Here is a 23,542-nt window from a genome sequence, read left to right on the forward strand (position 1 = left end):
ATGGACTATAAAGAGGTTACACTACTGCTTAATCATGAAGTTGAGCCGTTTATTGCAGAACTATTAAATGCGCTGGGTGCCAATGGTGTAGTCATTGAAGATAGTGCGGAAGTTTCAAAAGGACGTGTCGATTCATACGGTGAAATTTATGAACTTAATCCTGCTGATTATCCAGAGGAAGGCATTCGTGTTAAATGTTATTTTAGTCTATTTGACTTTAATGACAAACTTCTTCGCGATATCGAGAAGAGTGTCTATGAGCTGAGAGATGTGCCTATTACAACCTTTAATATGACAACAGCAGATGTTAAAGATGCTGACTGGGAAAATGAATGGAAAAATCACTTCCATGCTTTCCGTGCTTCAGAAATGTTCACAGTTGTGCCGAGCTGGGAAGAATATGAAGCCGCGTCTGAGGAAACAGTCATCACATTGGATCCTGGGATGGCATTTGGCACCGGTGACCATGCGACGACTTCAATGTGCCTAAAATTAGTCGAGAAGTATGTTTTGCCGGGGCATTCTGTGATCGATGTAGGCACTGGTTCAGGCATTCTGAGTATTGCGGCGCATAAACTCGGTGCTTCTAAGGTTCGTGCGATTGATCTTGATAAAGTCGCAGTCAGAGTCGCTGAAGAAAATTTTGCAATCAACCATTGTGCTGATGAGATAGAAACAGACACAGGTAATCTGCTGGTCGGTGAAACAGAACGACGAGATATCATTCTGGCAAATATTCTAGCGCATATCGTAGATTTAATGATCGATGACAGTTACAAACTGCTTAATGACAACGGTGTTTTTATTACTTCCGGGATCATTGCCGAGAAAGAAGAGATGATTGTCAATCATCTGAAGAAAGCCGGTTTTCGTATTCTGGAGATCACCCGCGAAAGTGGTTGGATTGCTATAGCTGCCATTAAAGAGGTGGCATAATGCAGCGATATTTTCTTGAACAAGACGCTGAACTCAACCAGCGTTTTTTTATACATTCAACAGATGATATTCATCATATGAAAAATGTGATGCGCAGCAGTGAAGGTGATAAAATCATAGTCAATTTCAATAACGGAGCATATGTCTCTAGTATTATAACTATGGCTGAAAGTATTGAAATTGAAACGATTGAATTGATTGACCTGGTTACTGAACTACCAGTCCATATAACGATTGCAAGCGGTCTGTTGAAAAATGATAAATATGAATGGATGATCCAGAAAGCGACAGAACTCGGAGCAGCGCATTTCATTCCCTTTGTATCAGAACGGACAATCATCAAGATAGACCACAAGAAGATAGATAAACGACTTGAACGTTTCAAAAAAATAGTCAAGGAAGCAGCCGAACAGAGTTATCGTCAGCAAGTGCCGAGCGTCTCGTTTCAGCCGTCCAGCCGAGCACTTGTTAAGCTTTTTGACGACTATGATTACGTATTGATTGCATACGAAGAAGAAGCGAAAGCAGGAGAAACTAGGAAATTTCATGCAGCGCTTAACACAATAGTGCCGGGGTCCAATGTACTGATGATTTTTGGACCGGAAGGTGGACTGTCACATGACGAACTGAAGCTATTTGATGTTCAGGCTATTGGGCTTGGACCGAGAATTTTGCGAGCAGAAACAGCACCATTATATGCACTGAGTGCAATCAGTTATTTCTATGAATTGATGTCATGACGACTGATGGTTAAAGAAAACTCATTGAATAATTCATTGAAAAGTGTTATTTTAAAATAATGCATATAATGAAGATTTAATGAGGTGAGAAAAATGTCAACAGTTGCTTTTCATACACTAGGATGTAAAGTCAACCATTACGAAACAGAAGCTATCTGGCAGTTGTTCAAGGAAGACGGATATGACCGTGTAGACTTCGAACAGAACGCTGATGTTTATGTCATCAATACATGTACTGTAACCAATACCGGTGATAAAAAAAGTCGGCAGGTCATTCGTCGTGCTATCCGTCGTAATCCCGAGGCGGTGATCTGTGTTACAGGTTGTTACGCGCAGACGTCATCAGCGGAAATTATGGATATCCCTGGTGTCGATGTCGTTGTTGGTACTCAGGACAGAAATAAACTACTGCTGTACATCGCAGAATTTAAGGCGATGAGACAACCGATCAACGGTGTCACTAATATTATGAAGAACCGCACATATGAAGAACTGGACGTTCCATATTTTACGGATCGTACACGCGCTTCATTAAAAATCCAGGAAGGGTGCAATAATTTCTGTACGTTTTGTATCATTCCTTGGGCACGCGGTTTGATGCGTTCTCGCGATCCAAAAGAAGTAGTCAGACAGGCGTCTCAGTTAGTAGGAGCAGGCTATCAGGAAATCGTTCTTACTGGCATTCATACTGGCGGCTACGGAGAAGATCTGAAAGATTATAATCTGGCTCAGCTGCTACGAGATCTGGAAACCATTCATGGTCTTAAACGTATCCGGATATCTTCAATCGAAGCGAGTCAGCTCACTGATGAAGTCATTGAAGTCATAGATGCCAGTGACAAAGTTGTTCGTCATCTGCACATTCCACTGCAATCAGGCAGCGATACAGTGTTAAAACGTATGCGTCGTAAATACACGATGTCTCATTTTTCTGAGCGTCTTCAGAAACTTCATGCCATCATGCCGGGACTTGCGGTGACAAGTGATGTCATTGTTGGTTTTCCAGGTGAGACTGAGGAAGAATTTATGGAGACTTATCAATTCATCAAGGCTCATAAGTTTTCAGAACTTCATGTCTTCCCGTATTCCATGCGTACAGGAACACCTGCTGCGCGTATGACTGATCAGATTGACGAAACGATTAAAAACGAGCGTGTCCATCAATTGATCAGTTTGTCAGATCAACTTGCCAAAGAATATGCGAGCAAGTTTGAAGGTGAAGTGCTGGAAGTTATTCCGGAAGAAAAAGGCTCAGAAGAAGGCAATTTAATCGGTTATACTGATAATTATTTAAAAGTGCAGTTCGAAGGCAGTGAGCAGCTGATCGGAGAAATTGTCAAAGTGAAAATTACTGAAGCAGGTTATCCGGTAAACATTGGACAGTTTGTTAAAGTTGTAGAGAAAGTACAACCGAAAGCTGCTGTTGCACCGATGGCTGGTAAATAAATTCACTATTGACCACTTATATGAGTTATATTATAATACTCTAGTACATAGAAAAATCTATGACTCATTTATGTTCCGTTGATATTTGGAGGGAGGGAAATATAATGTCTAAAACAGTCGTTCGTAAAAATGAATCTATTGAAGATGCACTTCGTCGCTTCAAACGTACGGTTTCTAAGAGCGGTACGATCCAAGAAGTTCGTAAACGTGAATTCTACGAAAAACCAAGTGTGAAACGTAAAAAGAAATCAGAAGCAGCACGTAAACGTAAATTCAAATAGTATTTGAACTCCCTCAAATATTATTGATAGATGACACAGATTAAAGTCTGTGTCTTTTTTTATTTTCTTAAAGTTTTCTTAATTTTTGCGCAAATATTATTAGTGATGTGCGCGTTAATGTATAATAATAGTAAGGAGGTGGCAAAATTGGCATGGTCTCTATATGATGGAAGTTTATTCGTATTGATGGCTATCATGTTTACAGCAGCTGTCTGGCAGTTATTTCAGCCGCGTTTTTCCTGGCCGGGTATACTGATGGTTCTTGCAACCCTGGGTTTTATAATTATTACAGCTGTAAACGGCGATCTGGAGATGCTTTCTATTATCTTATTTCTGGCGGGAATCATTCTAGTGATTATGGAACTATTCGTCATTGGTCTTGTCTTAGGTATCGTCGGAATGATGATGATCGTGTCGAGCTTTCTGCTGATAGGAAATGATATTGAGAAGATGTCAGTGCTGGTTGCCTCGTGTTTGATTATTGCAGTAATAGAATGGGTGATCATCGTGAAGTTTTTTGGAAAGAAGGTACCGCTGTTCAACAAAGTGATTTTGACAGATGCTACTTCTAAGGAAGCAGGTTATACCTCTCATGACGACCGCAGTCATTTAGTCGGGCAGATTGCTGTCACAACTACTCCATTCAGACCTTCAGGCATCATTGCTCTTGGACAGGACAGAATTGATGCGGTGAGTGAAGGCGGGTTTATCGGTCAGAATAAAGAGGTACGAATTATTTTTGTTGAAGGTACACGAGTCGTCGTAAGAGAAATTTTATAGAGGAGTGAACATGTAGATGGAATTGATTGTATTAGGTATTATCGTTGTTGTCGTTCTTGTACTTCTGATGATATTATTCTCTTTTGTTCCTGTTGGATTATGGATTTCTGCTCTGGCAGCTGGAGTCAAAGTCGGTATCGGAACATTAGTGGGTATGCGTCTCCGCCGGGTATCACCGAGACGTGTCATTGATCCACTGATTAAAGCGCACAAGGCAGGGCTTCATTTAACTACTAACCAGCTGGAATCTCATTATCTGGCAGGAGGTAACGTCGACCGCGTCGTCGATGCGATTATCGCAGCACAGCGGGCGGACATCAACCTGCCATTTGAACGCGGTGCGGCAATTGACCTTGCGGGTCGTGACGTGCTGGAGGCAGTACAGATGTCCGTCAACCCTAAAGTGATTGAGACACCGTTTATCGCAGGTGTTGCGATGAATGGTATTGAAGTAAAAGCGAAAGCAAGAATTACAGTACGTGCAAACATTGAACGTCTTGTTGGTGGTGCAGGAGAAGAAACCATCGTAGCCCGTGTCGGTGAAGGGATTGTCTCTACTATCGGTTCAAGCAGATCACATACATCAGTGCTTGAAAATCCAGATATGATTTCTCAGACAGTTCTTGGGAAAGGTCTTGATTCTGGTACTGCATTCGAGATTCTATCGATTGATATCGCGGATGTAGATATCGGCAAAAATATCGGGGCAGATCTTCAGACTGAGCAGGCGATGGCAGATAAGAACATTGCACAGGCAAAAGCTGAGGAACGTCGTGCGATGGCCGTTGCTCAGGAGCAGGAAATGAAAGCCCGTGTTCAGGAAATGAGAGCGAAAGTAGTGGAATCAGAAGCTGAAGTACCACTTGCGATGGCGAGAGCCTTGCAGGAAGGTAATATCGGTGTGATGGATTATTATAACTTGAAAAATATAGAATCTGATACTGGTATGAGAAATGCTATCAATAAAATGACGGACACTAATGACGGTACATCACCTCAAAGAAAGTAAGGTGATATAAATGGAAGTCGGTATAATTATATTTATCATCGGTATTATCTTCTCTTTCTTTCAGTCTGTGATTGAGAAAAAGAACAAAGAAGGTAAACCAGCTAAAGCACAAGCTCCTAAAGTGAAGACGCTTGATGAGCTTAAGAAGGAATATAATAAGCAAACCCATAAAGCCGAACGCAATACAGAACAAATAAATACCGCTAAAAAGTCAGCAGCAAGCACTGCATCAAAGACTCAAGTAGGAAATGAGCGAAAACGTCCTGAACGAAAAACGCATTCTATCGAAGAGAAGATGGCAGCCATCATGACAGATGAACATCTTTCTGAACGGCAGAAGATGCAGCGGATCAACAGCATCACTGAGAATGATCTCACGGAAAATCATGAGCAGCTGCTTGATTTTTCAAAGCATAATCTTGTTCAAGGAATTGTTCTGTCAGAAGTACTGGCACCCCCAAAAAGCAAAAGATAAATCACGAAGCTATGTCGTTTTTACGGGATAGCTTTTTTTCTGTTTAAAAAAGTCACTAGACCATGTTTTATTCGTATTATTTGGTAAAATAGAAGAGAAGAAGATTTATTGTTCAACAGAACTTGTTGATCACTTATGAATAAATTATTGTTAGATGAAACTACGGAGTGACTGTGTTAAATTTAAAGTAAATTGATAATAAGGGAGTTTTTGAATGCCACATAAAATTTCAATAGAGAATGTTAATGAAGCACAGGCGATTCTTGGAAATGGAGATGAGCACATCACCTACCTTGAAGAAGCTTTCGATGTAGTAATACATACTCGAGGCGGTCAGGTGACCGTATCGGGAGATGATGAGAATGTCGAGAAAGCGGAAGCCGTTCTTATTAACTTATTAAAGGTCATTCAAAAAGGGATGAACATCTCCTTGAAAGATGTTCAATCAGCGGCTCAGATGGCTGAAAAAGGAACTATTAATTATTTAGGTGACCTATACGATGAAGAGATAACGAAAGACGCATACGGAAAGTCGATCCGTGCCAAAACCATGGGTCAGCGTCTTTACGTCCATCAGATTAAAAAGAGTGATCTCGTTTTCGGAATCGGCCCTGCCGGCACAGGTAAGACGTTCCTTGCGGTAGTAATGGCCGCGAAGTCACTGCGAGCTGGGCAGGTGAAACGCATTGTGCTGACACGTCCAGCGGTTGAAGCGGGAGAATCCCTCGGTTTCTTACCTGGGGATTTAAAAGAGAAAGTAGATCCTTATTTACGGCCCCTTTATGATGGACTGCATCATGTATTAGGAGCTGAACATACAGCCCGCCTAATTGAACGTGGTGTCATTGAAGTCGCACCGCTTGCCTATATGCGTGGTAGAACGCTTGAGGATGTTTTTGTCATTCTTGATGAGGCTCAGAATACAACACATGCTCAGATGAAGATGTTCCTTACTCGACTCGGCTTCGGCTCAAAGATGGTAATAACTGGTGATAAGACACAGATTGATTTACCTAAAGGTGTCAAGAGCGGATTGATTGAAGCAGAAGCACGTCTAAGCCATGTGCCTGGTATCGGAATGCAGACTTTCGAATCAACAGATGTTGTTCGCCACCCGCTCGTAAGCAAAATTATTAATGCGTATTCGGAGGATGAGTAATGCTGACAGTTGAGTTTATTGATGATGACAAGTATTTAGATTACAACTATTTGCCGCAGATTGAATCGCTTCTTCAGTTTGCTGCGACTGAAGAAGGTATAGAAGAAGAAGCGGAAGTGGCTGTGTCATTCGTATCAAGTGAGGAAATTAAGTCTATCAATGCAGAATATCGTAATAAAGACAGTGTAACGGATGTCATCAGCTTTGCTATGGAAGAAGGAGAAGATGACTTTGAAGATCCTTCCATGGTCCGCCTGCTTGGAGATATCATTATTTGCGTTGAACGTGCACGTGAACAGGCTGATGATTACGGCCATTCATTTGAACGGGAAGTCGGTTTTCTGGCGCTCCATGGTCTTCTGCATTTACTAGGTTATGACCATATGACTGAAACAGATGAAAAACAGATGTTCGGACGACAGGACGAAATACTGACTGCTTTTGGATTGACACGAGGCTAGCGGATGAAACGATTCATTTATCCGCTGCACGGATTGATCATCTTATTGAAGAAAGATAGAAACTTTATGCTCCATCTTTTTGCTGCGCTATTAGTGGTGCTCATGGGCTTTATCTTCGGTCTGAAACAAGTAGAATGGCTGTTTATAGTGATAGCTGTCTTTACTGTTTTGTTCATGGAAGTCATTAATACGTCTGTTGAATATGTGGTAGACTTAGTCACGACAGACTATCATGAGCTGGCGAAACACGCTAAGGATACAGCAAGTTTTGCTGTGGTACTTGCCAGCATGATGAGCGCAATCATCGGTCTTATTATTTTTATACCTCATATATTGAGTATGTTCAAATAAAGGAGTGACTACAATGGAGTTTAAACAGGAATGGCTGCATGAAGTACTGGAAGCCAGAAGCAAGGCCTATACGCCATTTTCGAAATTTAATGTTGGAGCTTATCTGGTAACGAAAGACGGCAAAGCTTTTCACGGCTGTAATGTGGAGAATGCAGCATATGGTCCCACTATTTGTGCAGAACGGACAGCACTTGTATCTGCTATTGCTCAAGGTTACAAACCAGGGGACTTCGAATTGATTGTAGTGGCAACTGGAGCAGAACAGCCTTCTTCACCATGCGGCGTCTGCAGACAAGTGATGAAAGAATTATGCGACGACGACATGCCTGTCTTTATGACGAACACAGCCGGCGATGTCATTGAAAGCACAGTAGAACAACTATTACCCTATGGATTTTCAGGAAAGGACTTAACGAATGACTAATGAATTTAAATCAGGCTTTGTCGCTATTATAGGACGGCCGAATGTTGGCAAATCAACATTTATGAACCGCGTTTTAGGGCAGAAAGTGGCGATTATGTCAGACAAAGCTCAGACAACACGTAATAAAGTACAGGGTGTACTGACCACTGACGAGGCTCAGATTATTTTTATTGATACACCGGGAATTCATAAGCCGAAACATGTGCTCGGTGACTATATGATGAAAGTCGCTAAAAATACACTGCGTGAAGTAGATGCGATATTATTTATGATCAACGTCGAAGAAAGTATCGGTCGCGGAGATGAATATATTGTTGAAATGCTTAAGAACACGAAGACTCCGGTATTTCTTGTATTGAATAAGATTGATCTCGTTCATCCAGACCAGCTGATCACAGAGATTGAAAAATATAAAGACTTATTGCCGTTTGCAGAAATTGTGCCGATATCAGCACTGCAAGGCAATAATGTTGACCGACTCGTTGAAGTCATCAGCGGCTATCTTCCGGAAGGGCCGATGTATTATCCGAAAGATCAGATTTCAGATCACCCGGAGCATTTCATCGTGGCAGAATTGATCCGCGAAAAAGTGCTCCATCTGACGAGTCAGGAAATTCCGCACGCGATCGGCGTCAATGTGGAAAAGATGATGCGTGAGACAGAAGATCGGGTACATATAGAAGCAACAATCTATGTGGAACGTGATTCGCAAAAAGGGATAGTCATCGGCAAGCAGGGAAAAATGCTGAAAGAAGTCGGTAAACGTGCACGTCAGGATATCGAGATGCTGCTTGGTTCTAAAGTGTATCTTGAACTCTGGGTAAAAGTACAGAAAGATTGGCGCAATAAACCGAACTTCATCAGACAGATCGGTTACCGGGAAGACGAGTATTAAACAATGTTGAATAAAGTGAACGGTATTGTTATCCGTCGCGTTGAGTATGGAGATTCGCATCTGATCGTGACGTTTCTTGCTGAACATGGCAGGAAAATACCGGTCATGGCTAGAAACGCTAAAAAATCGAAGAAATTTGGTTATGCACTTGATTTGTTCTATGAGAACCTCTTTATCTTTTCTCAGTTCAAAGGTATGGGAACTCTGAATTCTGTCGATACATTGAACAGTCATTACAATATAAGAAGTGATATTTTTAAGCTGACTTATGCCCAGTATATCGCTGAACTGATTGATAAGGCGCTGGAGGAAGATGACGAAAGCAAATTTATCTATCGGCTTCTGAAGTTTGGACTGGACCACATAGCAGAAGGGGCTGATCCGGCAGTAATCGGTATTATTGTCAGCTTGAAATGTATGCCGCTCTATGGCTATCAACCGAACTTTGACTATTGTCCTGTTGATGATTCTACGGATCGTTCCCAGTTTACAGGCTATTCCATGTCATTGAACGGCGTTATGACAAAACGGGCGATGGCTGAAGATGAACGGACATTGCCGATGAGCAATAAAAGTCTGTATTTTCTCTATTTGCTGAACAATTTGCCTCTTGATAAATTCAGCTCAGTATCTATTAGCGAAGATGTCGTAAAAGAGATGGAAAGTCTCATATTTCAGTTATATGATGAATTTATCGGTGTCAGCTTAAAGTCAAGACGCATACTGGAACAGCTGACTCGATAACAAGTTAACGGATATAGAGGTATGAAAATAAGAATTAAGACCAGATTAGCTCAGCTAATCTGGTCTTAATTAGTTAAAATTTAATTTTTTCTGATAAGAAGTTTTTAACTTCTGCAATCGGCATACGGACCTGTTCCATTGTGTCACGGTCACGCACGGTCACCTGATTATCTTCGAGGGAGTCGAAGTCAAAGGTAATACAGTAAGGTGTTCCGATTTCATCCTGACGGCGGTAACGTTTACCGATGGACTGGCTCTCATCAAAGTCGATATTGAAATTTGCACTCAGTTCTTCAAATACTTTAAGTGCATCCTGTGACAACTTCTTGCTGAGCGGCAGGATGGCTGCTTTGTATGGCGCAAGAGCTGGGTGGAATCTTAAAACTGTACGTTTGTCATCACCTTCAAGTGCTTCTTCATCATATGCGTCACATAAAAATGCGAGAGTTACACGGTCAGCACCGAGTGACGGTTCAATAACGTAAGGCACGTACTTTTCATTTGTTTCCTGGTCATGATAGCTGAAGTCATCACCCGAATGTTCCATATGTTTCTTCAAGTCGAAGTCAGTACGGCTCGCAATACCCCAGAGTTCGCCCCAGCCGAACGGGAATTTATATTCGATATCAGTTGTCGCATTTGAGTAGTGAGACAGTTCGTCCTCGTCGTGATCACGAAGTCGCATATTTTCTTCATGAACGCCTAACGTTGTCAGCCAGTTTGCAGCGAATTCCTTCCAGTAGTTCTGCCATTCAATTTCAGTACCCGGCTTACAAAAGAATTCAAGCTCCATCTGTTCGAATTCCCGTGTACGGAAAGTGAAGTTACCCGGTGTAATCTCGTTACGGAATGATTTACCAATCTGACCGATACCGAATGGTAATTTCTTGCGCATAGAACGCTGAACGTTTTTGTAGTTGACGAAGATACCTTGTGCCGTCTCAGGTCGAAGGAATATTTCATTTGTTGAAGATTCAGTTACACCCTGGAATGTTTTGAACATCAAGTTGAACTGACGGATATCTGTGTAATCGTGAGCGCCACATTCAGGACAGTCGATGTTTTTCTCATCAATCAATCGTTTCATTTCTTCGAAGCTTAAGCCGTCAGCTATAAATGTATCGTCTTCCTCCTGCATAACATCTTCAATCAGTTTATCTGCTCTGTGACGAGCCTTACAGTTTTTACAGTCAATCATCGGATCATTGAAGTTAGATAAGTGACCGCTTGCTTCCCATGTTTTAGGGTTCATTAAAATCGCTGCATCCAGACCGACGTTATAAAGTGACTGCTGGACGAATTTCTGCCACCAAGCTTTTTTTACATTATTTTTTAATTCAACACCAAGTGGACCGTAATCCCATGTATTCGCGAGACCGCCGTATATTTCACTTCCTGGAAAAACAAATCCACGATGTTTTGCAAGTGATACTACAGTATCCATATTTGTCATTTATAGTTCCTCCTTATTAATTAAGCGAATAAAAAAAGTCCCAAGGCATATGCCTTGGGACGAGTATATTACCCGCGGTTCCACCCAAATTAGTGTTTCCACTCAACTTTAATATTAATATGTTCAGGCCATTTTGTTGTTAAGCTTTCACCGTCCTTAACTCGCTTATATTGAATATAACATGAATTAAAATGAGTGACAATCATTTATAATTGTCTAACTTTATTTTAAAGCGTATAATATATTTATCTAACTATGTCCGAGGGGTGTTCGCCATCGAATTGAATCAACGCCAGGAAAAGATTCTGCAAATAGTAAAGAACAACGGCCCCATTACAGGTGAAAAAATAGCAGAGCGATTGAACTTGACCCGTGCAACGTTAAGACCGGATCTCGCCATTTTAACGATGGCCGGCTATCTGGATGCTAGACCACGAGTCGGTTATTTTTATACCGGTAAATCAAGTACCCAGCTCTTGTCAGCATCGATAAGAAAATTTCAAGTCAAAGATTTTCAGTCTATCCCGAGTGTCATCAATGAAGATATATCTGTCTATGATGCTATTTGTGCCATGTTTCTTGAAGACGTCGGGACATTGTTTGTGATAAATAAAAACAGTGAACTGGTCGGTGTCTGTTCAAGAAAGGATCTGCTTAGAGCTTCGATGGGAGGACAGGATATTCATTCTGTGCCAGTGCATATTATCATGAGTCGTATGCCAAATATCTCAGTGGTCACACCGGACGATCTGCTGATCTATGCTGCTAATCTATTGATTGAAAAACAGATTGATTCGCTTCCTGTCGTCAGGAAAAAAGGGAGCAGCTACGAAGTTACGGGAAGAATTACGAAAACAACGATTACACGTGCCTTTGTCGCATTAATTGAAGATGAATAGGAGTATGACTCATGGATGAAATCAGATTAATTATTGCCTCAGATTCAGTTGGAGAGACAGCTGAACTGGTCACAAAAGCCTGCACCTCTCAATTTAACCAGTTCGGAAATGCTCTGGAAACCGTCCGTCTTCCATATATTGAAACACATGAAAATATAGATGAAGTCATTTCTATCGCAAGAGAGCAGCGTTCTATCGTCATTTATACACTTGTTAAACCGAATATGCGTCAGTATATGAAAGAACAGCTTGAAAAATATCATCTTAAATATGTGGATATTATGGGACCATTGATGACGGAACTGACGATTGAACTAAATGAGTCACCATTAAATGAGCCAGGTGTTGTGCATAAACTGGATGAAGACTATTTCAAGAAAATAGAAGCGATTGAATTTGCGGTTAAATACGATGATGGCAGAGATCCAAGAGGCTTGCCAAAAGCTGATATCGTTTTAATCGGCGTCTCCCGTACTTCTAAGACACCGCTTAGTCAGTATCTAGCGCACAAACGGTTTAAAGTGATGAATGTGCCATTAGTACCAGAAGTAGATCCGCCAGACCAGTTGTTTGAAATCAACCCGGCAAAATGTATCGCACTCAAAATTGACCCGTCTAAGCTCAATGCTATCCGCAAAGAACGTCTCGTTCAGCTTGGTCTGAATGATGATGCCAGCTATGCACAGGATCAGCGAATTCTTGAAGAGCTCGACTATTTTGGGGAAATTGTTGACCGGATCGGCTGCCCGGTTATTGATGTCTCGAACAAAGCCATTGAAGAAACTGCTAATGAAATCATTAAGATTGTGACAAAAAATAATAGATATGATTATTAAGAGGTGTTAATTTGCAGTTAGATCAAGACCTTATTAATGAAATTCGAGAAAAGAATGATATTCTCGATCTTGTCAGTCAATATGTAAAACTCGAGAAAAGGGGACGTAACTACATCGGTTTATGTCCCTTTCATGATGAAAAAACACCTTCATTTTCTGTATCGGTTGAGAAGCAGATCTGTCATTGCTTCGGCTGTAAAAAAGGTGGTAATGTCTTTCAGTTTCTGGAGCAGATAGAAAATATATCATTTGTAGAAGCGGTCAGACGACTTGGTGACAGTGTCGGAATTCAAGTTGAAAAGTCTGAACCAGTAACAGTTGCTAATGATCATATGAAAATGATTGAAATGCATGAACTGCTTCGGGATTATTATCATTATGTTCTGAAAGCGATAGAAGAAGCAGAACCCGCTCTTCAATATTTGTATGACCGTGGCTTCACAGATGAAATTATTAACCGCGAAAAAATCGGCTATAGCCCTAATATCAGCCACTTTGCTCATGATTTCCTTGAGAAGCGAGGATTTGACAAAGCATTGGCCTTTGAAGCGGGATTATTATCGAGAAACGAAGAGAACTTCAGCTATTACGATCGCTTCCGTGACCGAATTATGTTTCCGATCAATAATTCTCAAGGACATACGGTCGGTTTTTCAGGAAGAACTTATAAAAATGAAGAACCGAAATATTTAAACAGCCCGGAAACGCCTATATTTCAAAAACGGCAGATTCTCTATCATCTGGATGTAGCCCGAAAACCCATTAGACAGGAAGATGAAGTGATTTTGCTGGAAGGTTTTATGGATGTCATTAAAGTGACTGAAAGCGGACTTAAAAATACAATTGCAACTATGGGTACTGCGCTCAGTAAAGAGCACATTCTTCTCCTGAAGAAACTGGCAGGTAACGTGACACTTATGTTTGATGGTGATAATGCCGGCCAGAAAGCAACGTTAAGTGTCGGTGAAACATTGCTGAATGAAGGCATTAATACTTTCGTCGTTCCCATCAAAAAAGGGATGGATCCCGATGAGATGATCAAGGACATGGGTCAGGAAGCATTTTATAACTATGTCACGCATAATAAGTTGTCCTTTGTCAGCTATAAATTAAAGCAATGGAGTGGTCAGGTCGCTTCGAACGATCTCGTGTTTGATCAGCGTCTGAAGGAAGCGACGAGTGATATCAGCCGTATAAAATCACCTGCACTGAGGAAAAAAGTATTGCACGAGGCTAGTGAATTGTTTAAAGTAGATTTTGACAATCTCAACTTTGAAGTGGATAAATATATTCCTCAGTCGGCGCCACAGTTCACTCCAGGTCCTAGAATCGTTACGTATTCTAAATCTGAAAGAGCAGAACGGTTGGTGCTTAAACATTTTTTTAAGGATAAATATCTGTTCAGAAAAATGGAAGGTCATATCACTGCTGAACATTTTAAAAAGCAGGAACATCAGAAGATATTTATTGCTTTAACAGGGTATTACGAAAGTAGCGACCAATTTAATGTCAGTCAGTTTCTGTCTTTCGTTCCTGCGCATTGTCAAAGCGATACCATTTCGATAGATGAAGTGATGATCAATCACGATCCTTCCGTTGAAGAAATCGAGGATTATATTTTTGCGATTCATCAAGAACAGGAAGAATTACGGAGCCTTAATCAGTTGAAGCAATTATTATCTGAGGCAATTAAAGAAGGCAACGTAACCGAACGAGACCGGTTGATGAAAGCAATCATTGACTATAACAGACAGAAAAAACTGAAGTAACCTAGGAGGTAATACTTGTGGCTAAAAAGAAAGAAAGTATAACAGAAAATAATACAGAAGCACTATTGACCATCGATCAAGTAAAAGCTCAATTAATTGAGTCGGGTAAAAAAAATGGTCATTTAAGTCATGAAGAAATTGCAGACCGTCTGCAGAACTTTGATATGGATGCAGACCAGATGGATGAATTTTTTGAAGCAGTCGCTGAAAATGATATTACTTTAATCAATGAAAAAGATGCTCAAGATACAGATGACAAAATCAATTTAAATGACTTATCAGCTCCTCCAGGCGTAAAAATAAATGACCCTGTCAGAATGTACTTAAAAGAAATCGGCCGTGTTAACCTATTAAGTGCTGCGGAAGAAATAGAACTCGCGAAACGTATCGAGCAAGGTGATGAAGTGGCTAAGGCACGTCTTGCTGAAGCTAACCTGCGTCTTGTCGTCAGTATTGCAAAACGTTACGTCGGCCGTGGCATGCTGTTCCTTGATTTAATTCAGGAAGGCAATATGGGCTTAATCAAAGCTGTGGAGAAGTTTGATTTCAACAAAGGATTTAAATTTTCAACTTATGCCACATGGTGGATTCGTCAGGCCATCACCCGAGCAATAGCAGACCAGGCACGGACTATCCGTATTCCGGTGCACATGGTAGAAACAATCAATAAACTGATTCGTGTACAGCGTCAACTTCTGCAGGATTTAGGACGCGACCCAAGTCCTGAGGAAATCGGTGAAGAGATGGACCTGCCAGCAGAGAAAGTCCGTGAAATTCTGAAAATTGCTCAGGAACCTGTGTCACTCGAGACGCCGATCGGTGAAGAAGATGACAGCCACTTAGGTGATTTCATTGAAGACCAGGATGCACAGAGTCCTGCTGACCATGCTGCTTATGAACTGCTGAAAGAACAGCTGGAGGATGTCCTTGACACTTTGACAGACCGCGAGGAGAATGTTTTAAGACTGCGTTTCGGTTTAGATGACGGACGGACAAGAACTTTGGAAGAAGTGGGGAAAGTGTTCGGAGTGACGCGCGAACGTATCCGTCAGATTGAAGCTAAAGCACTGCGTAAATTAAGACACCCATCAAGAAGCAAACGCCTGAAGGATTTCATGGATTAAATAATTCATTAAAATCTTGAAAACACTTTGACAATAATAGTATTTAATATAAAATAGATATGTATATTGGTGAATTTAAAGGGAGGTATATTTAATGAATCGCAATCCAGTCATTCCATTTATTCTTATCCTGCTGATGGGCGTAGGCTTAGTGTTTTTCTTATCAGCTCATGGTGCTAATAAAGCAGAAGAAGGTAAAGAAGAAGGCGGCGCAAAAACTGAGCAGAAGTTTGATGCTGCAACGTTTGCTAAAGATAACTGTACGTCATGTCATGGTCAGAACCTTGAAGGTGCTATGGGACCTAAACTTGCAGGTAACAAAAAATCAGCGGATGAGATGAAAAAAATTATCCGAGAAGGTAAAGGCGCAATGCCGGCACATGATGAATCAAAAATCGCTGATAAAGATTTAGATACACTTGTCAAATATTTAAAAGACGGCGCGAAATAATAAATGAAAAATCTTTTGCTCAGGCAAAGGATTTTTTTTTGAAAGGAAATCATTATGCTTAGTAAACGTTTAGAACGAGTAGCCAGGTTTGTCACGGGTCAAAAGATGGCGGACATCGGCTCAGATCATGCCTACCTACCCATAGCCTTAGTTACAGACCAGGTAGTAAAGACAGCAGTTGCTGGAGAAATTGTTGATGGACCGTACAAGGCAGCTGTTAAGAATGTCGAGTCTCATGGTTTATCACATAAAATCGCAGTGAGAAAAGGTTCTGGTCTTGAAGTAATTGACGACGGAGAAGTGGATACTATTACAATATGCGGCATGGGTGGCCCATTAATTGCTGACATTTTGTTAAGTGAACCGCATAAACTTAAAAGCGCTCCAAGACTCATACTTCAAAGCAATATTCATACAGCAAGCGTAAGAGAAGCGCTGGTCAAACTTGGATATACCATTATCGCGGAAGATATTATCAAAGAAAAGCGGCATATTTATGAAATTGTTGTGGCAGAGAAACAGCCTGAAATTATGACACTTTCAGCAGCAGAGATGAAGTTTGGTCCTATTTTAATGACTCAGAACACTGCTGTCTTCAATGAAAAATGGCTGCGGGAATATAACCATTTAAAACAAGTGGAAAATAATATTAAAGATAATCCAGAACAGAAAGTCAGACTCAAAGAAATTCAGCGAGAGCTGATGTTGTTTAAAGGAGTGATCAGTGATGACAATTGATGAACTGATGCAGCTGATTGATAAAGAAATTCCTCTTAATAAAGCAGAATCTTGGGATAACGTCGGACTGCTGATTGGTGATAAAAATGCAGAAATCACTAATATATTAACGACACTGGACTGCACGATTGAAGTGGTCGAAGAAGCATTGGTCAAAGGCTACAATACTATTATTTGTCATCATCCATTAATCTTCAGTAGTATTAAACAGATTGAAAATAAAGGTTATGGGGCGGTCATTCAGTTATTAATCAAACATGATATGAATTTAATTGCACTGCATACTAATCTAGATGCTCATCATCAAGGTGTAAGCGCCATGATTGCAGACAAGCTTCAACTGGTCAACCAAACAATTTTAGTCCCAAATAGGCGCTCTATGGCCAAATTACAGCTGTTTGTTCCTTCTTCTCATGTAGAGCAGGTTAAAGCTGCACTCGGAGAAGCTGGTGCTGGACAAGTAGGCAATTACAGTGATTGCTTCTTTCAGGTGGAAGGTAAAGGTCAGTTCAAGCCGGATGAGAACGCAGATCCGTATACTGGTCAGGCTGGTAAGCTGGAAGTAGTGGAGGAAATCAAACTGGAATGCGTTTTTGATCCTCAATTGAGAAGTCAGGTAGAACAAGCACTGATCAAAAGTCATCCTTACGAAGAGCCGGCCTATGATGTTTATGATTTCCAGGTTGAGGATGTATTTGGTACAGGGATTAAAGCAGAGCTTAAACATCCTGTTCAGATTGGCAGCTGGCTGAAAGAAGTGAAGTCAATGCTTAATATAGATAGCCTGCGTCTCATCGGCAGCGCTGACCAGGAGATACGTACAGTCGGCATTATCGGTGGTGCAGGAATGAATTATATGTCAGCAGTTCAAAAGACAGGTGTGGATGTTTTTCTGACCGGCGATATCAAATATCATGAAGCTCATGATTTATTGATGGCAGGTTTGACAACTGTCGATATTCAACACTATTCAGAAGTAGTGATGAAGGATGGACTTAAAGCGCTCCTTGAGAGTTTGGGTATTCAAGTAACTGTCATCAGCTCATCTATTGATACAAATCCTTTTACTTTATATTAGTTGTCATAAAAAACAAGACAGCAAACGGCATATTCCGTTCGCTGTCTTGTTTTTTATAGTTTATCCACCGGCTTCGGATTCTTGATCTTCGGCAGAATTTTTTCTACAGGGACTGCAGATTGTTCCGGCACGGGTAAAGGGTTGGCTGGGTCATACGACTTAACATAATCAATGACTTCCTTGACGATTGGTGTTGGTGTCGATGCACCAGCTGTTATGGCTATCGTTGATTTTCCTGTCAGCCATTCAAGCTTCAGCTCACTGATATCAGAGATACGATAAGCTTCTGTATGTGCAATTTCTTTAGACACTTGTGCTAATCGATTGGAGTTGTTACTCTTTGGATCTCCGACAACGATCAAGACATCGGCCTGTCCAGCCTGATCAGCTACTGCTTCCTGTCTGACTTGCGTTGCGAGACAGATTTCTTTATGAACTTCAATATGGGGAAACTTCTGTTCGAGTGATTCCATAAGATGAAGAACATCCCACTGAGACATGGTCGTCTGATTCGTGACGATTAATTTCATCTGTGCAAGTTCTTCCGGCAGCGCTGAAACATCATACTGATTTTCTATTAAATGAACGATGTCAGGTGCGACACCTACTGCGCCTTCAGGTTCGGGATGACCTTTCTTGCCGATATAGATCACATGATAGCCTTCTGCCTTTTTCTGACGGATAAGCGAATGAGTGTTTTCAACATCGGGACAAGTCGCATCGATGCAGACCAGTCCTTTTTCTTTAGCACGATGTTTTACTTCAGGGGAAACGCCGTGTGCCGTGAAGATCACAGTTCCTTCATTGATCTGCTCAAGTATTTCCAGTCGGTTAGGTCCATCAAGCGTGATAATTTCATCACTTTCAAACGCATCGGTGACGTGCTTGTTATGGACGATCATACCGAGAATATATATCGGTCTTGGCAATGTTTTATCTAGTGACGCATTACGTGCAATGACCATTGCATCCACGACACCATAACAATAGCCGCGAGGTGTGATTTTTATGATTTCCATGATATAAGCCTCCTATCTACATCAGTATATCAAATTTACTGTATCAACCACTATTAATTTAGCTGCTTTATTTATGCAGCGGTTTCCTATATAATACATAGGATGAACAAATAAAGGAGGACAACAATGGCTAAACATCCATTTGAAAATTTCGAACTTTCATCTGAATTGATTGCAGCGGTGAAAGATTTGAATTTTAATCAGCCGACTGAAGTCCAGAGACGCGTGATTCCAAAATTGACAAGAGGTATTAATCTGATTGGACAATCACAGACAGGAACAGGGAAATCACATGCATTTCTGCTGCCGTTAATCGATAAGATCGATCCAGAGTTACATGAACCACAAATTATTATTTTAGCACCGACTAGAGAACTGGCAAAGCAGCTGTACGATGCTGCCGCACATTTAGTATCGTTTAAAAAGGACATCAAAGTAGGTCTGTACATCGGTGGTACCGATAAGCAGAAGGACATCCTGAAATCCAAGGTTGAGCCTCAGTTGATCGTCGGTACACCGAACAGAATCAATGATATGGCAAATGAAAATGCATTAAAACTGCACCTTGCTCAATCGATTGTAATTGATGAAGCAGATTTAATGATTGACCTCGGGTTTATGCCAGCTGTTGATACACTTGCTTCGCGACTAGGAGAAGAAGCACAGATTGCTGTATTCTCTGCGACTATTCCAAAAGCATTGCATCCATTTCTGAATAAATATCTGGCGCAGCCTGAATTTGTTCAGATTGATCCAGCAGAACGCACGAATAAAAATATTGAGTTCTATCTTATTCCGACAAAGAGCAATGACAGGAAAGAAAAATTATTTGAAGTGATGCAGACGATTAACCCATACTTATGTATTATATTTGCCAACAGCCGTGAGCATGCCGATGAAGTGCTGGCTTTCCTCGCAGATAAAGGGGTTAAGGCAGGAATCATTCACGGAGGACTGGCACCACGTGAACGCACGCAGCAGATGAAGCGGATCAAGCAGCTGGACTTTCAGTATGTAGTCGCAAGCGATCTTGCGTCACGTGGAATCGATATTGAAGGCGTCAGCCATGTCATTAATTATGAAATATCTAAAGACGTTGATTTCTTTACACACCGGGTTGGACGTACGGGACGCGGAAATTATAAAGGAACAGCAATCACTTTATATACACCAGATGAAGAAGATTTGATCAACCAGATTACTGCCAAAGGCTTTAATTTTATTCATGCAGACATTAAATCAGGAGAAATCAAAGAGATTAAAGATCGTACACAGCGTGCCGGCCGTAAAAAGCAGGAAGATAACATTGAACAGTCTTTAAAACATAAAGTTAAATCCAAGAAAAAAGTTAAACCAGGATATAAACGTAAGTTCAGATATGAACTGGATCAATTAAAACGCAGTGAGAAGAAAGCACACGCAAAACGTACAAATAGAGATGCAAGAAAGAAATAGGAGTGAAATAAATGCTGATTGGCTCACATGTATCTATGAGCGGTAAAAAAATGCTGCTGGCAGCATCAGAAGAAGCAGTATCTTATGGTTCTTCGACTTTTATGATTTATACAGGTGCACCGCAGAATACACGCCGTAAACCGATTGAGGATCTGAATATTGAAGCAGGACTTGCATATATGAGTGCACATGGACTGTCGAATATTGTCGTTCATGCACCGTATATCATTAATATTGCTAATACTGTTAAACCGGAAGTATTTGAACTTGGTGTTGAATTCCTTCAGAAGGAAATCGTCAGAACAGAAGCACTTGGAGCACGTGACATTGTCCTTCATCCTGGTGCACATGTTGGTGCCGGTGAAGAAGAAGGCATCAAAAAGATCATCGAAGGTCTCAATGAAGTTCTGAGCAATGATAACAACGTACGAATTGCTCTTGAAACAATGGCAGGTAAAGGTTCGGAATGTGGTAAGACATTTGAGGAATTAGCTGAAATCATTAATGGTGTTGATAACAATGAGCGGTTATCTGTGTGTTTTGATACATGTCACGTTCATGATGCGGGGTATGATATCGTCCATGATTTCGATGGTGTGCTGAACGAGTTCGATAAAATCGTTGGTGTTGAACGAATTAAAGTAGTGCATGCCAACGACAGCAAAAATGTTCAGGGTGCGAGAAAAGACAGACATGAAAACTTCGGCTTCGGAGAAATAGGATTTGATGCTCTGCACTATATTGTTAATCATCCGGCGTTTAATGATGTTCCGAAAATTTTAGAAACGCCATATGTCGGTTTAGATAAAAAAGATAAGAAACCACCCTATAAGTTTGAAATTGAAATGATTAAAAGCGGTCAATTCGACTCTGAACTTCAGACTAAAATTATGAATCAATAAAATGAAAACGCAGGGATGAAATTTCATCCTTGCGTTTTCATTACGATTTACATTATGATAGAAAAGTTAAAAGTATAAAGAGGTGGATAATGGAACCGATATTTGAAATTAAAAATGTAAATTATCGTTATCCGGACAAAGTCGCATTGAAAGATATCAATATTAAAATTTATCCGGGCAGCTTTACCGCAATTGTCGGACCGAATGGCTCTGGAAAATCGACACTGCTGAAGCTGATTCTCGGTATCCTTCAGCTGCAGACAGGCATGATTTTAATAAACGGAAAGCCGATGACGCATCAGCTGCCGCATAAAATTGGATATGTTTCTCAAAAAGCAAATGCTGGAAATACGGGTTTCCCGGCAACTGTCAGAGAAGTTATCACGAGCGGTCTGACACAGGAAAAGAAATTATTTCAACGATATAATGCACATGACCGCGAACGAGTCACACAATTGATGGAACGGCTTCATATCATACATTTACAGGATAAGAATATTTCTCAGCTGTCCGGTGGTCAGCAGCAGCGGGTATTCATTGCGAGAGCATTAGTTGCGAATCCGAGCATCTTGATTCTAGATGAGCCGACAGTAGGAATTGACGCAAAACATGTCGCAGAATTTTATAAGCTGCTCAGTCAATTAAAAAGCGAAGGGATAACGATACTGCTGGTGACTCATGATATCGGCATTGTCGCGGATACAGCAACAAGTGTCGTCTGCTTAAATCAGCACCTGCACTTTCACGGCACGACTCAGGAATTCAAGTCACTGGATCAAGTTGAAATATCTAAAATATACGGTCATCCTGTCCAGTTTGTCGATCACGACCATCAAAGGGAGTGCTGCCAATGATTGATGCATTAATTCAATTCAATTTTATGCGTTACAGTGTGATTAGTGGCATGCTGATCGGTATTCTAGCACCATTAATCGGTACGTTTATAGTTGTCAGACGGCTGTCATTGATCGCTGATGCCTTAAGTCATGTGACACTCGGCGGTATTTCATTTGGTATGCTGGTCACAAAATTAGTGCCGGCAATTGTCATCAGTCCCGTCTGGTCAGGTATTTTATTCTCAATTATCGGTGCTTTGTTGATTGAGCGTTTGAGAACAGTATATAAGCATTATGAGGAGCTGGCGATTCCAATTATAATGTCATTAGGTATCGGACTAAGTGTAGTCTTTATCTCACTTGCAGATGGTTTCAATCAGGATTTATTCGGCTATTTGTTTGGCAGTATCAGTGCGGTGACATTTAATGATATGCTGGCAATCATTGCTATATTTATAATTGTCGCAGCATTTGTATTTTTTCTTTATAAAGAATTGTTTGTCTTATCGTTCGACGAGGAATATGCAGGAATCATAGGTGTGCCAAGAATTCTGCATATTTTATTTATGCTGGTTGTGGCACTGGTGATTTCAGCTTCTATGCGCGTCGTCGGTATCCTGCTGGTCAGCAGTCTAATAACACTGCCAGTTGCAAGTGCCATGCGTTTTGCTAAAGGTTATAAATCTTTGATGCTTTGGAGCATTATCTTTGGTGAAGCAGCAGTAATCATGGGACTAATCTTCGCTTTTTATATGAATATTTCTCCCGGGGGCGTTATTGTACTACTGCTTATTATGATTCTGCTCGGCAGCATCATGTATCAGAAGAGACAAGAAGGAGGTTTGAACAATGAAGATTGAAGAAGCGATACAAGTGCTGAAGGATAAAGGCTATAAATATACTGATAAACGTAAAGATATGATTACTTTACTGAAGAACGAAGATAAGTATTTAAGTGCGAAGCAAATACAGCTGGCTTTAAATGACCGATATCCGGGCATATCTTTTGATACGGTCTACCGTAATCTTCATACCTTCAGTCAGCTGAACATTGTTGAAACAACGGAGTGGGCAGGTGAAAAGAAATTCAGGCTCGCCTGTATTAGTCATCACCATCATCATTTTATCTGTGAATCATGTGGAGATACTAAAGTGATTGAGTATTGTCCAGTCGCAGTCTTTAAAGAAGAGATTCCAGATGTCGAAATCAAATCACACAAAATTGAATTGTATGGTTTATGTGAAAAATGTAAATAAAACCGGAGGGAAATTTCCTCCGGT

27 protein-coding genes are annotated in these 23,542 nt (G+C 40.8%); 25 read left to right on the forward strand and 2 right to left on the reverse strand.

What is annotated here, in order from left to right:
- The 13 genes from prmA to recO all read left to right on the forward strand — a co-directional run bounded on the left by prmA (position 1) and on the right by recO (position 9,701).
- Positions 1-936 carry a 50S ribosomal protein L11 methyltransferase gene (gene prmA, locus ERX29_RS00415; RefSeq protein ID WP_133442704.1) on the forward strand — a complete coding sequence of 312 codons (936 nt, stop codon included), beginning with the start codon at positions 1-3 and terminating at the stop codon, positions 934-936.
- Positions 936-1,676 carry a 16S rRNA (uracil(1498)-N(3))-methyltransferase gene (locus ERX29_RS00420; RefSeq protein ID WP_133442705.1) on the forward strand — a complete coding sequence of 247 codons (741 nt, stop codon included), beginning with the start codon at positions 936-938 and terminating at the stop codon, positions 1,674-1,676. The genes prmA and ERX29_RS00420 overlap by 1 nt, the downstream gene beginning before the upstream one ends.
- Before the next feature lie 93 nt (positions 1,677-1,769).
- Positions 1,770-3,122 (forward strand): tRNA (N(6)-L-threonylcarbamoyladenosine(37)-C(2))-methylthiotransferase MtaB, encoded by a 1,353-nt coding sequence (gene mtaB / locus ERX29_RS00425; RefSeq protein ID WP_133442706.1) that lies wholly within the window; start codon positions 1,770-1,772, stop codon positions 3,120-3,122.
- Positions 3,123-3,226: 104 nt separating this feature from the next.
- Positions 3,227-3,403, forward strand: a complete 177-nt coding sequence (rpsU, locus tag ERX29_RS00430) for a 30S ribosomal protein S21 (protein WP_016998564.1) — start codon at positions 3,227-3,229, stop codon at positions 3,401-3,403.
- A 147-nt stretch (positions 3,404-3,550) separates the two neighbouring features.
- Positions 3,551-4,183, forward strand: a complete 633-nt coding sequence (locus ERX29_RS00435; RefSeq protein ID WP_243719912.1) for an NfeD family protein — start codon at positions 3,551-3,553, stop codon at positions 4,181-4,183.
- A 16-nt stretch (positions 4,184-4,199) separates the two neighbouring features.
- The gene (gene floA, locus ERX29_RS00440) at positions 4,200-5,192 is read left to right on the forward strand and encodes a flotillin-like protein FloA (protein ID WP_133442708.1); all 993 of its coding nucleotides are present in this window, start codon (positions 4,200-4,202) and stop codon (positions 5,190-5,192) included.
- A gap of 10 nt (positions 5,193-5,202) precedes the next feature.
- Entirely contained in the window at positions 5,203-5,667 is a 465-nt protein-coding gene (locus ERX29_RS00445; protein ID WP_133442709.1) for a hypothetical protein, read from the forward strand.
- A 214-nt stretch (positions 5,668-5,881) separates the two neighbouring features.
- Positions 5,882-6,826 (forward strand): PhoH family protein, encoded by a 945-nt coding sequence (locus ERX29_RS00450; RefSeq protein ID WP_133442710.1) that lies wholly within the window; start codon positions 5,882-5,884, stop codon positions 6,824-6,826.
- Positions 6,826-7,287 carry an rRNA maturation RNase YbeY gene (gene ybeY / locus ERX29_RS00455; RefSeq protein ID WP_133442711.1) on the forward strand — a complete coding sequence of 154 codons (462 nt, stop codon included), beginning with the start codon at positions 6,826-6,828 and terminating at the stop codon, positions 7,285-7,287. Before ERX29_RS00450 ends, ybeY begins: the two co-directional genes overlap by 1 nt.
- A gap of 3 nt (positions 7,288-7,290) precedes the next feature.
- Positions 7,291-7,638 (forward strand): diacylglycerol kinase family protein, encoded by a 348-nt coding sequence (locus ERX29_RS00460; RefSeq protein ID WP_133442712.1) that lies wholly within the window; start codon positions 7,291-7,293, stop codon positions 7,636-7,638.
- Between the two features lie 13 nt (positions 7,639-7,651).
- A complete protein-coding gene (cdd, locus tag ERX29_RS00465) occupies positions 7,652-8,062 on the forward strand; it encodes a cytidine deaminase (protein WP_133442713.1) in 411 nt (136 codons plus the stop codon).
- Positions 8,055-8,957: a GTPase Era gene (gene era, locus ERX29_RS00470; RefSeq protein ID WP_133442714.1), complete on the forward strand. Its 903-nt coding sequence runs from the start codon at positions 8,055-8,057 to the stop codon at positions 8,955-8,957. Before cdd ends, era begins: the two co-directional genes overlap by 8 nt.
- Positions 8,958-8,960: 3 nt before the next feature.
- Complete coding sequence (gene recO, locus ERX29_RS00475) at positions 8,961-9,701, forward strand: DNA repair protein RecO (RefSeq protein WP_133442715.1); 741 nt, start codon at positions 8,961-8,963, stop codon at positions 9,699-9,701.
- Positions 9,702-9,774: 73 nt separating this feature from the next.
- On the opposite strand, the gene ERX29_RS00480 is transcribed toward recO, so the two are convergent.
- Positions 9,775-11,154, reverse strand: coding sequence for a glycine--tRNA ligase (locus ERX29_RS00480; RefSeq protein WP_133442716.1), 1,380 nt, complete (start codon positions 11,152-11,154; stop codon positions 9,775-9,777).
- Between the two features lie 266 nt (positions 11,155-11,420).
- Here ERX29_RS00480 and ccpN point away from each other — a divergent pair, with 266 nt between their 5' ends.
- The 7 genes from ccpN (at position 11,421) to ERX29_RS00515 (ending at position 18,049) form a co-directional block, all read left to right on the forward strand.
- The gene (gene ccpN / locus ERX29_RS00485; protein ID WP_133442911.1) at positions 11,421-12,053 is read left to right on the forward strand and encodes a transcriptional regulator CcpN; all 633 of its coding nucleotides are present in this window, start codon (positions 11,421-11,423) and stop codon (positions 12,051-12,053) included.
- Positions 12,054-12,064: 11 nt separating this feature from the next.
- On the forward strand, positions 12,065-12,889 hold the full coding sequence (locus tag ERX29_RS00490) for a pyruvate, water dikinase regulatory protein (protein WP_133442717.1): 825 nt from the start codon (positions 12,065-12,067) through the stop codon (positions 12,887-12,889).
- A gap of 11 nt (positions 12,890-12,900) precedes the next feature.
- The gene (gene dnaG / locus ERX29_RS00495; protein WP_133442718.1) at positions 12,901-14,658 is read left to right on the forward strand and encodes a DNA primase; all 1,758 of its coding nucleotides are present in this window, start codon (positions 12,901-12,903) and stop codon (positions 14,656-14,658) included.
- A 17-nt stretch (positions 14,659-14,675) separates the two neighbouring features.
- Positions 14,676-15,782 (forward strand): RNA polymerase sigma factor RpoD, encoded by a 1,107-nt coding sequence (gene rpoD, locus ERX29_RS00500; protein ID WP_133442719.1) that lies wholly within the window; start codon positions 14,676-14,678, stop codon positions 15,780-15,782.
- A 94-nt stretch (positions 15,783-15,876) separates the two neighbouring features.
- The gene (locus tag ERX29_RS00505) at positions 15,877-16,233 is read left to right on the forward strand and encodes a c-type cytochrome (protein WP_133442720.1); all 357 of its coding nucleotides are present in this window, start codon (positions 15,877-15,879) and stop codon (positions 16,231-16,233) included.
- Between the two features lie 54 nt (positions 16,234-16,287).
- Positions 16,288-16,971: a tRNA (adenine(22)-N(1))-methyltransferase gene (locus ERX29_RS00510; RefSeq protein ID WP_243719913.1), complete on the forward strand. Its 684-nt coding sequence runs from the start codon at positions 16,288-16,290 to the stop codon at positions 16,969-16,971.
- Positions 16,961-18,049 carry a Nif3-like dinuclear metal center hexameric protein gene (locus ERX29_RS00515; RefSeq protein ID WP_243719925.1) on the forward strand — a complete coding sequence of 363 codons (1,089 nt, stop codon included), beginning with the start codon at positions 16,961-16,963 and terminating at the stop codon, positions 18,047-18,049. The genes ERX29_RS00510 and ERX29_RS00515 overlap by 11 nt, the downstream gene beginning before the upstream one ends.
- Before the next feature lie 53 nt (positions 18,050-18,102).
- Here the strand turns inward: ERX29_RS00515 and ERX29_RS00520 are convergent, their stop codons facing one another.
- A complete protein-coding gene (locus ERX29_RS00520; RefSeq protein WP_133442723.1) occupies positions 18,103-19,068 on the reverse strand; it encodes a 4-hydroxy-3-methylbut-2-enyl diphosphate reductase in 966 nt (321 codons plus the stop codon).
- 126 nt (positions 19,069-19,194) lie between these two features.
- On the opposite strand from ERX29_RS00520, the gene ERX29_RS00525 reads away from it, so the two are divergent.
- The 5 genes from ERX29_RS00525 to ERX29_RS00545 all read left to right on the forward strand — a co-directional run bounded on the left by ERX29_RS00525 (position 19,195) and on the right by ERX29_RS00545 (position 23,518).
- A complete protein-coding gene (locus tag ERX29_RS00525; protein WP_133442724.1) occupies positions 19,195-20,523 on the forward strand; it encodes a DEAD/DEAH box helicase in 1,329 nt (442 codons plus the stop codon).
- Between the two features lie 11 nt (positions 20,524-20,534).
- Positions 20,535-21,425 (forward strand): deoxyribonuclease IV, encoded by an 891-nt coding sequence (locus ERX29_RS00530; RefSeq protein ID WP_133442725.1) that lies wholly within the window; start codon positions 20,535-20,537, stop codon positions 21,423-21,425.
- Between the two features lie 89 nt (positions 21,426-21,514).
- The gene (locus ERX29_RS00535; protein ID WP_133442726.1) at positions 21,515-22,279 is read left to right on the forward strand and encodes a metal ABC transporter ATP-binding protein; all 765 of its coding nucleotides are present in this window, start codon (positions 21,515-21,517) and stop codon (positions 22,277-22,279) included.
- On the forward strand, positions 22,276-23,121 hold the full coding sequence (locus ERX29_RS00540; protein WP_133442727.1) for a metal ABC transporter permease: 846 nt from the start codon (positions 22,276-22,278) through the stop codon (positions 23,119-23,121). The genes ERX29_RS00535 and ERX29_RS00540 overlap by 4 nt, the downstream gene beginning before the upstream one ends.
- Entirely contained in the window at positions 23,111-23,518 is a 408-nt protein-coding gene (locus ERX29_RS00545) for a Fur family transcriptional regulator (RefSeq protein WP_133442728.1), read from the forward strand. Before ERX29_RS00540 ends, ERX29_RS00545 begins: the two co-directional genes overlap by 11 nt.
- Positions 23,519-23,542: the final 24 nt, after the last annotated feature.

The sequence above is a fragment of the Macrococcus lamae genome (genome assembly GCF_004359545.1).
GTDB lineage: Bacteria > Bacillota > Bacilli > Staphylococcales > Staphylococcaceae > Macrococcus > Macrococcus lamae.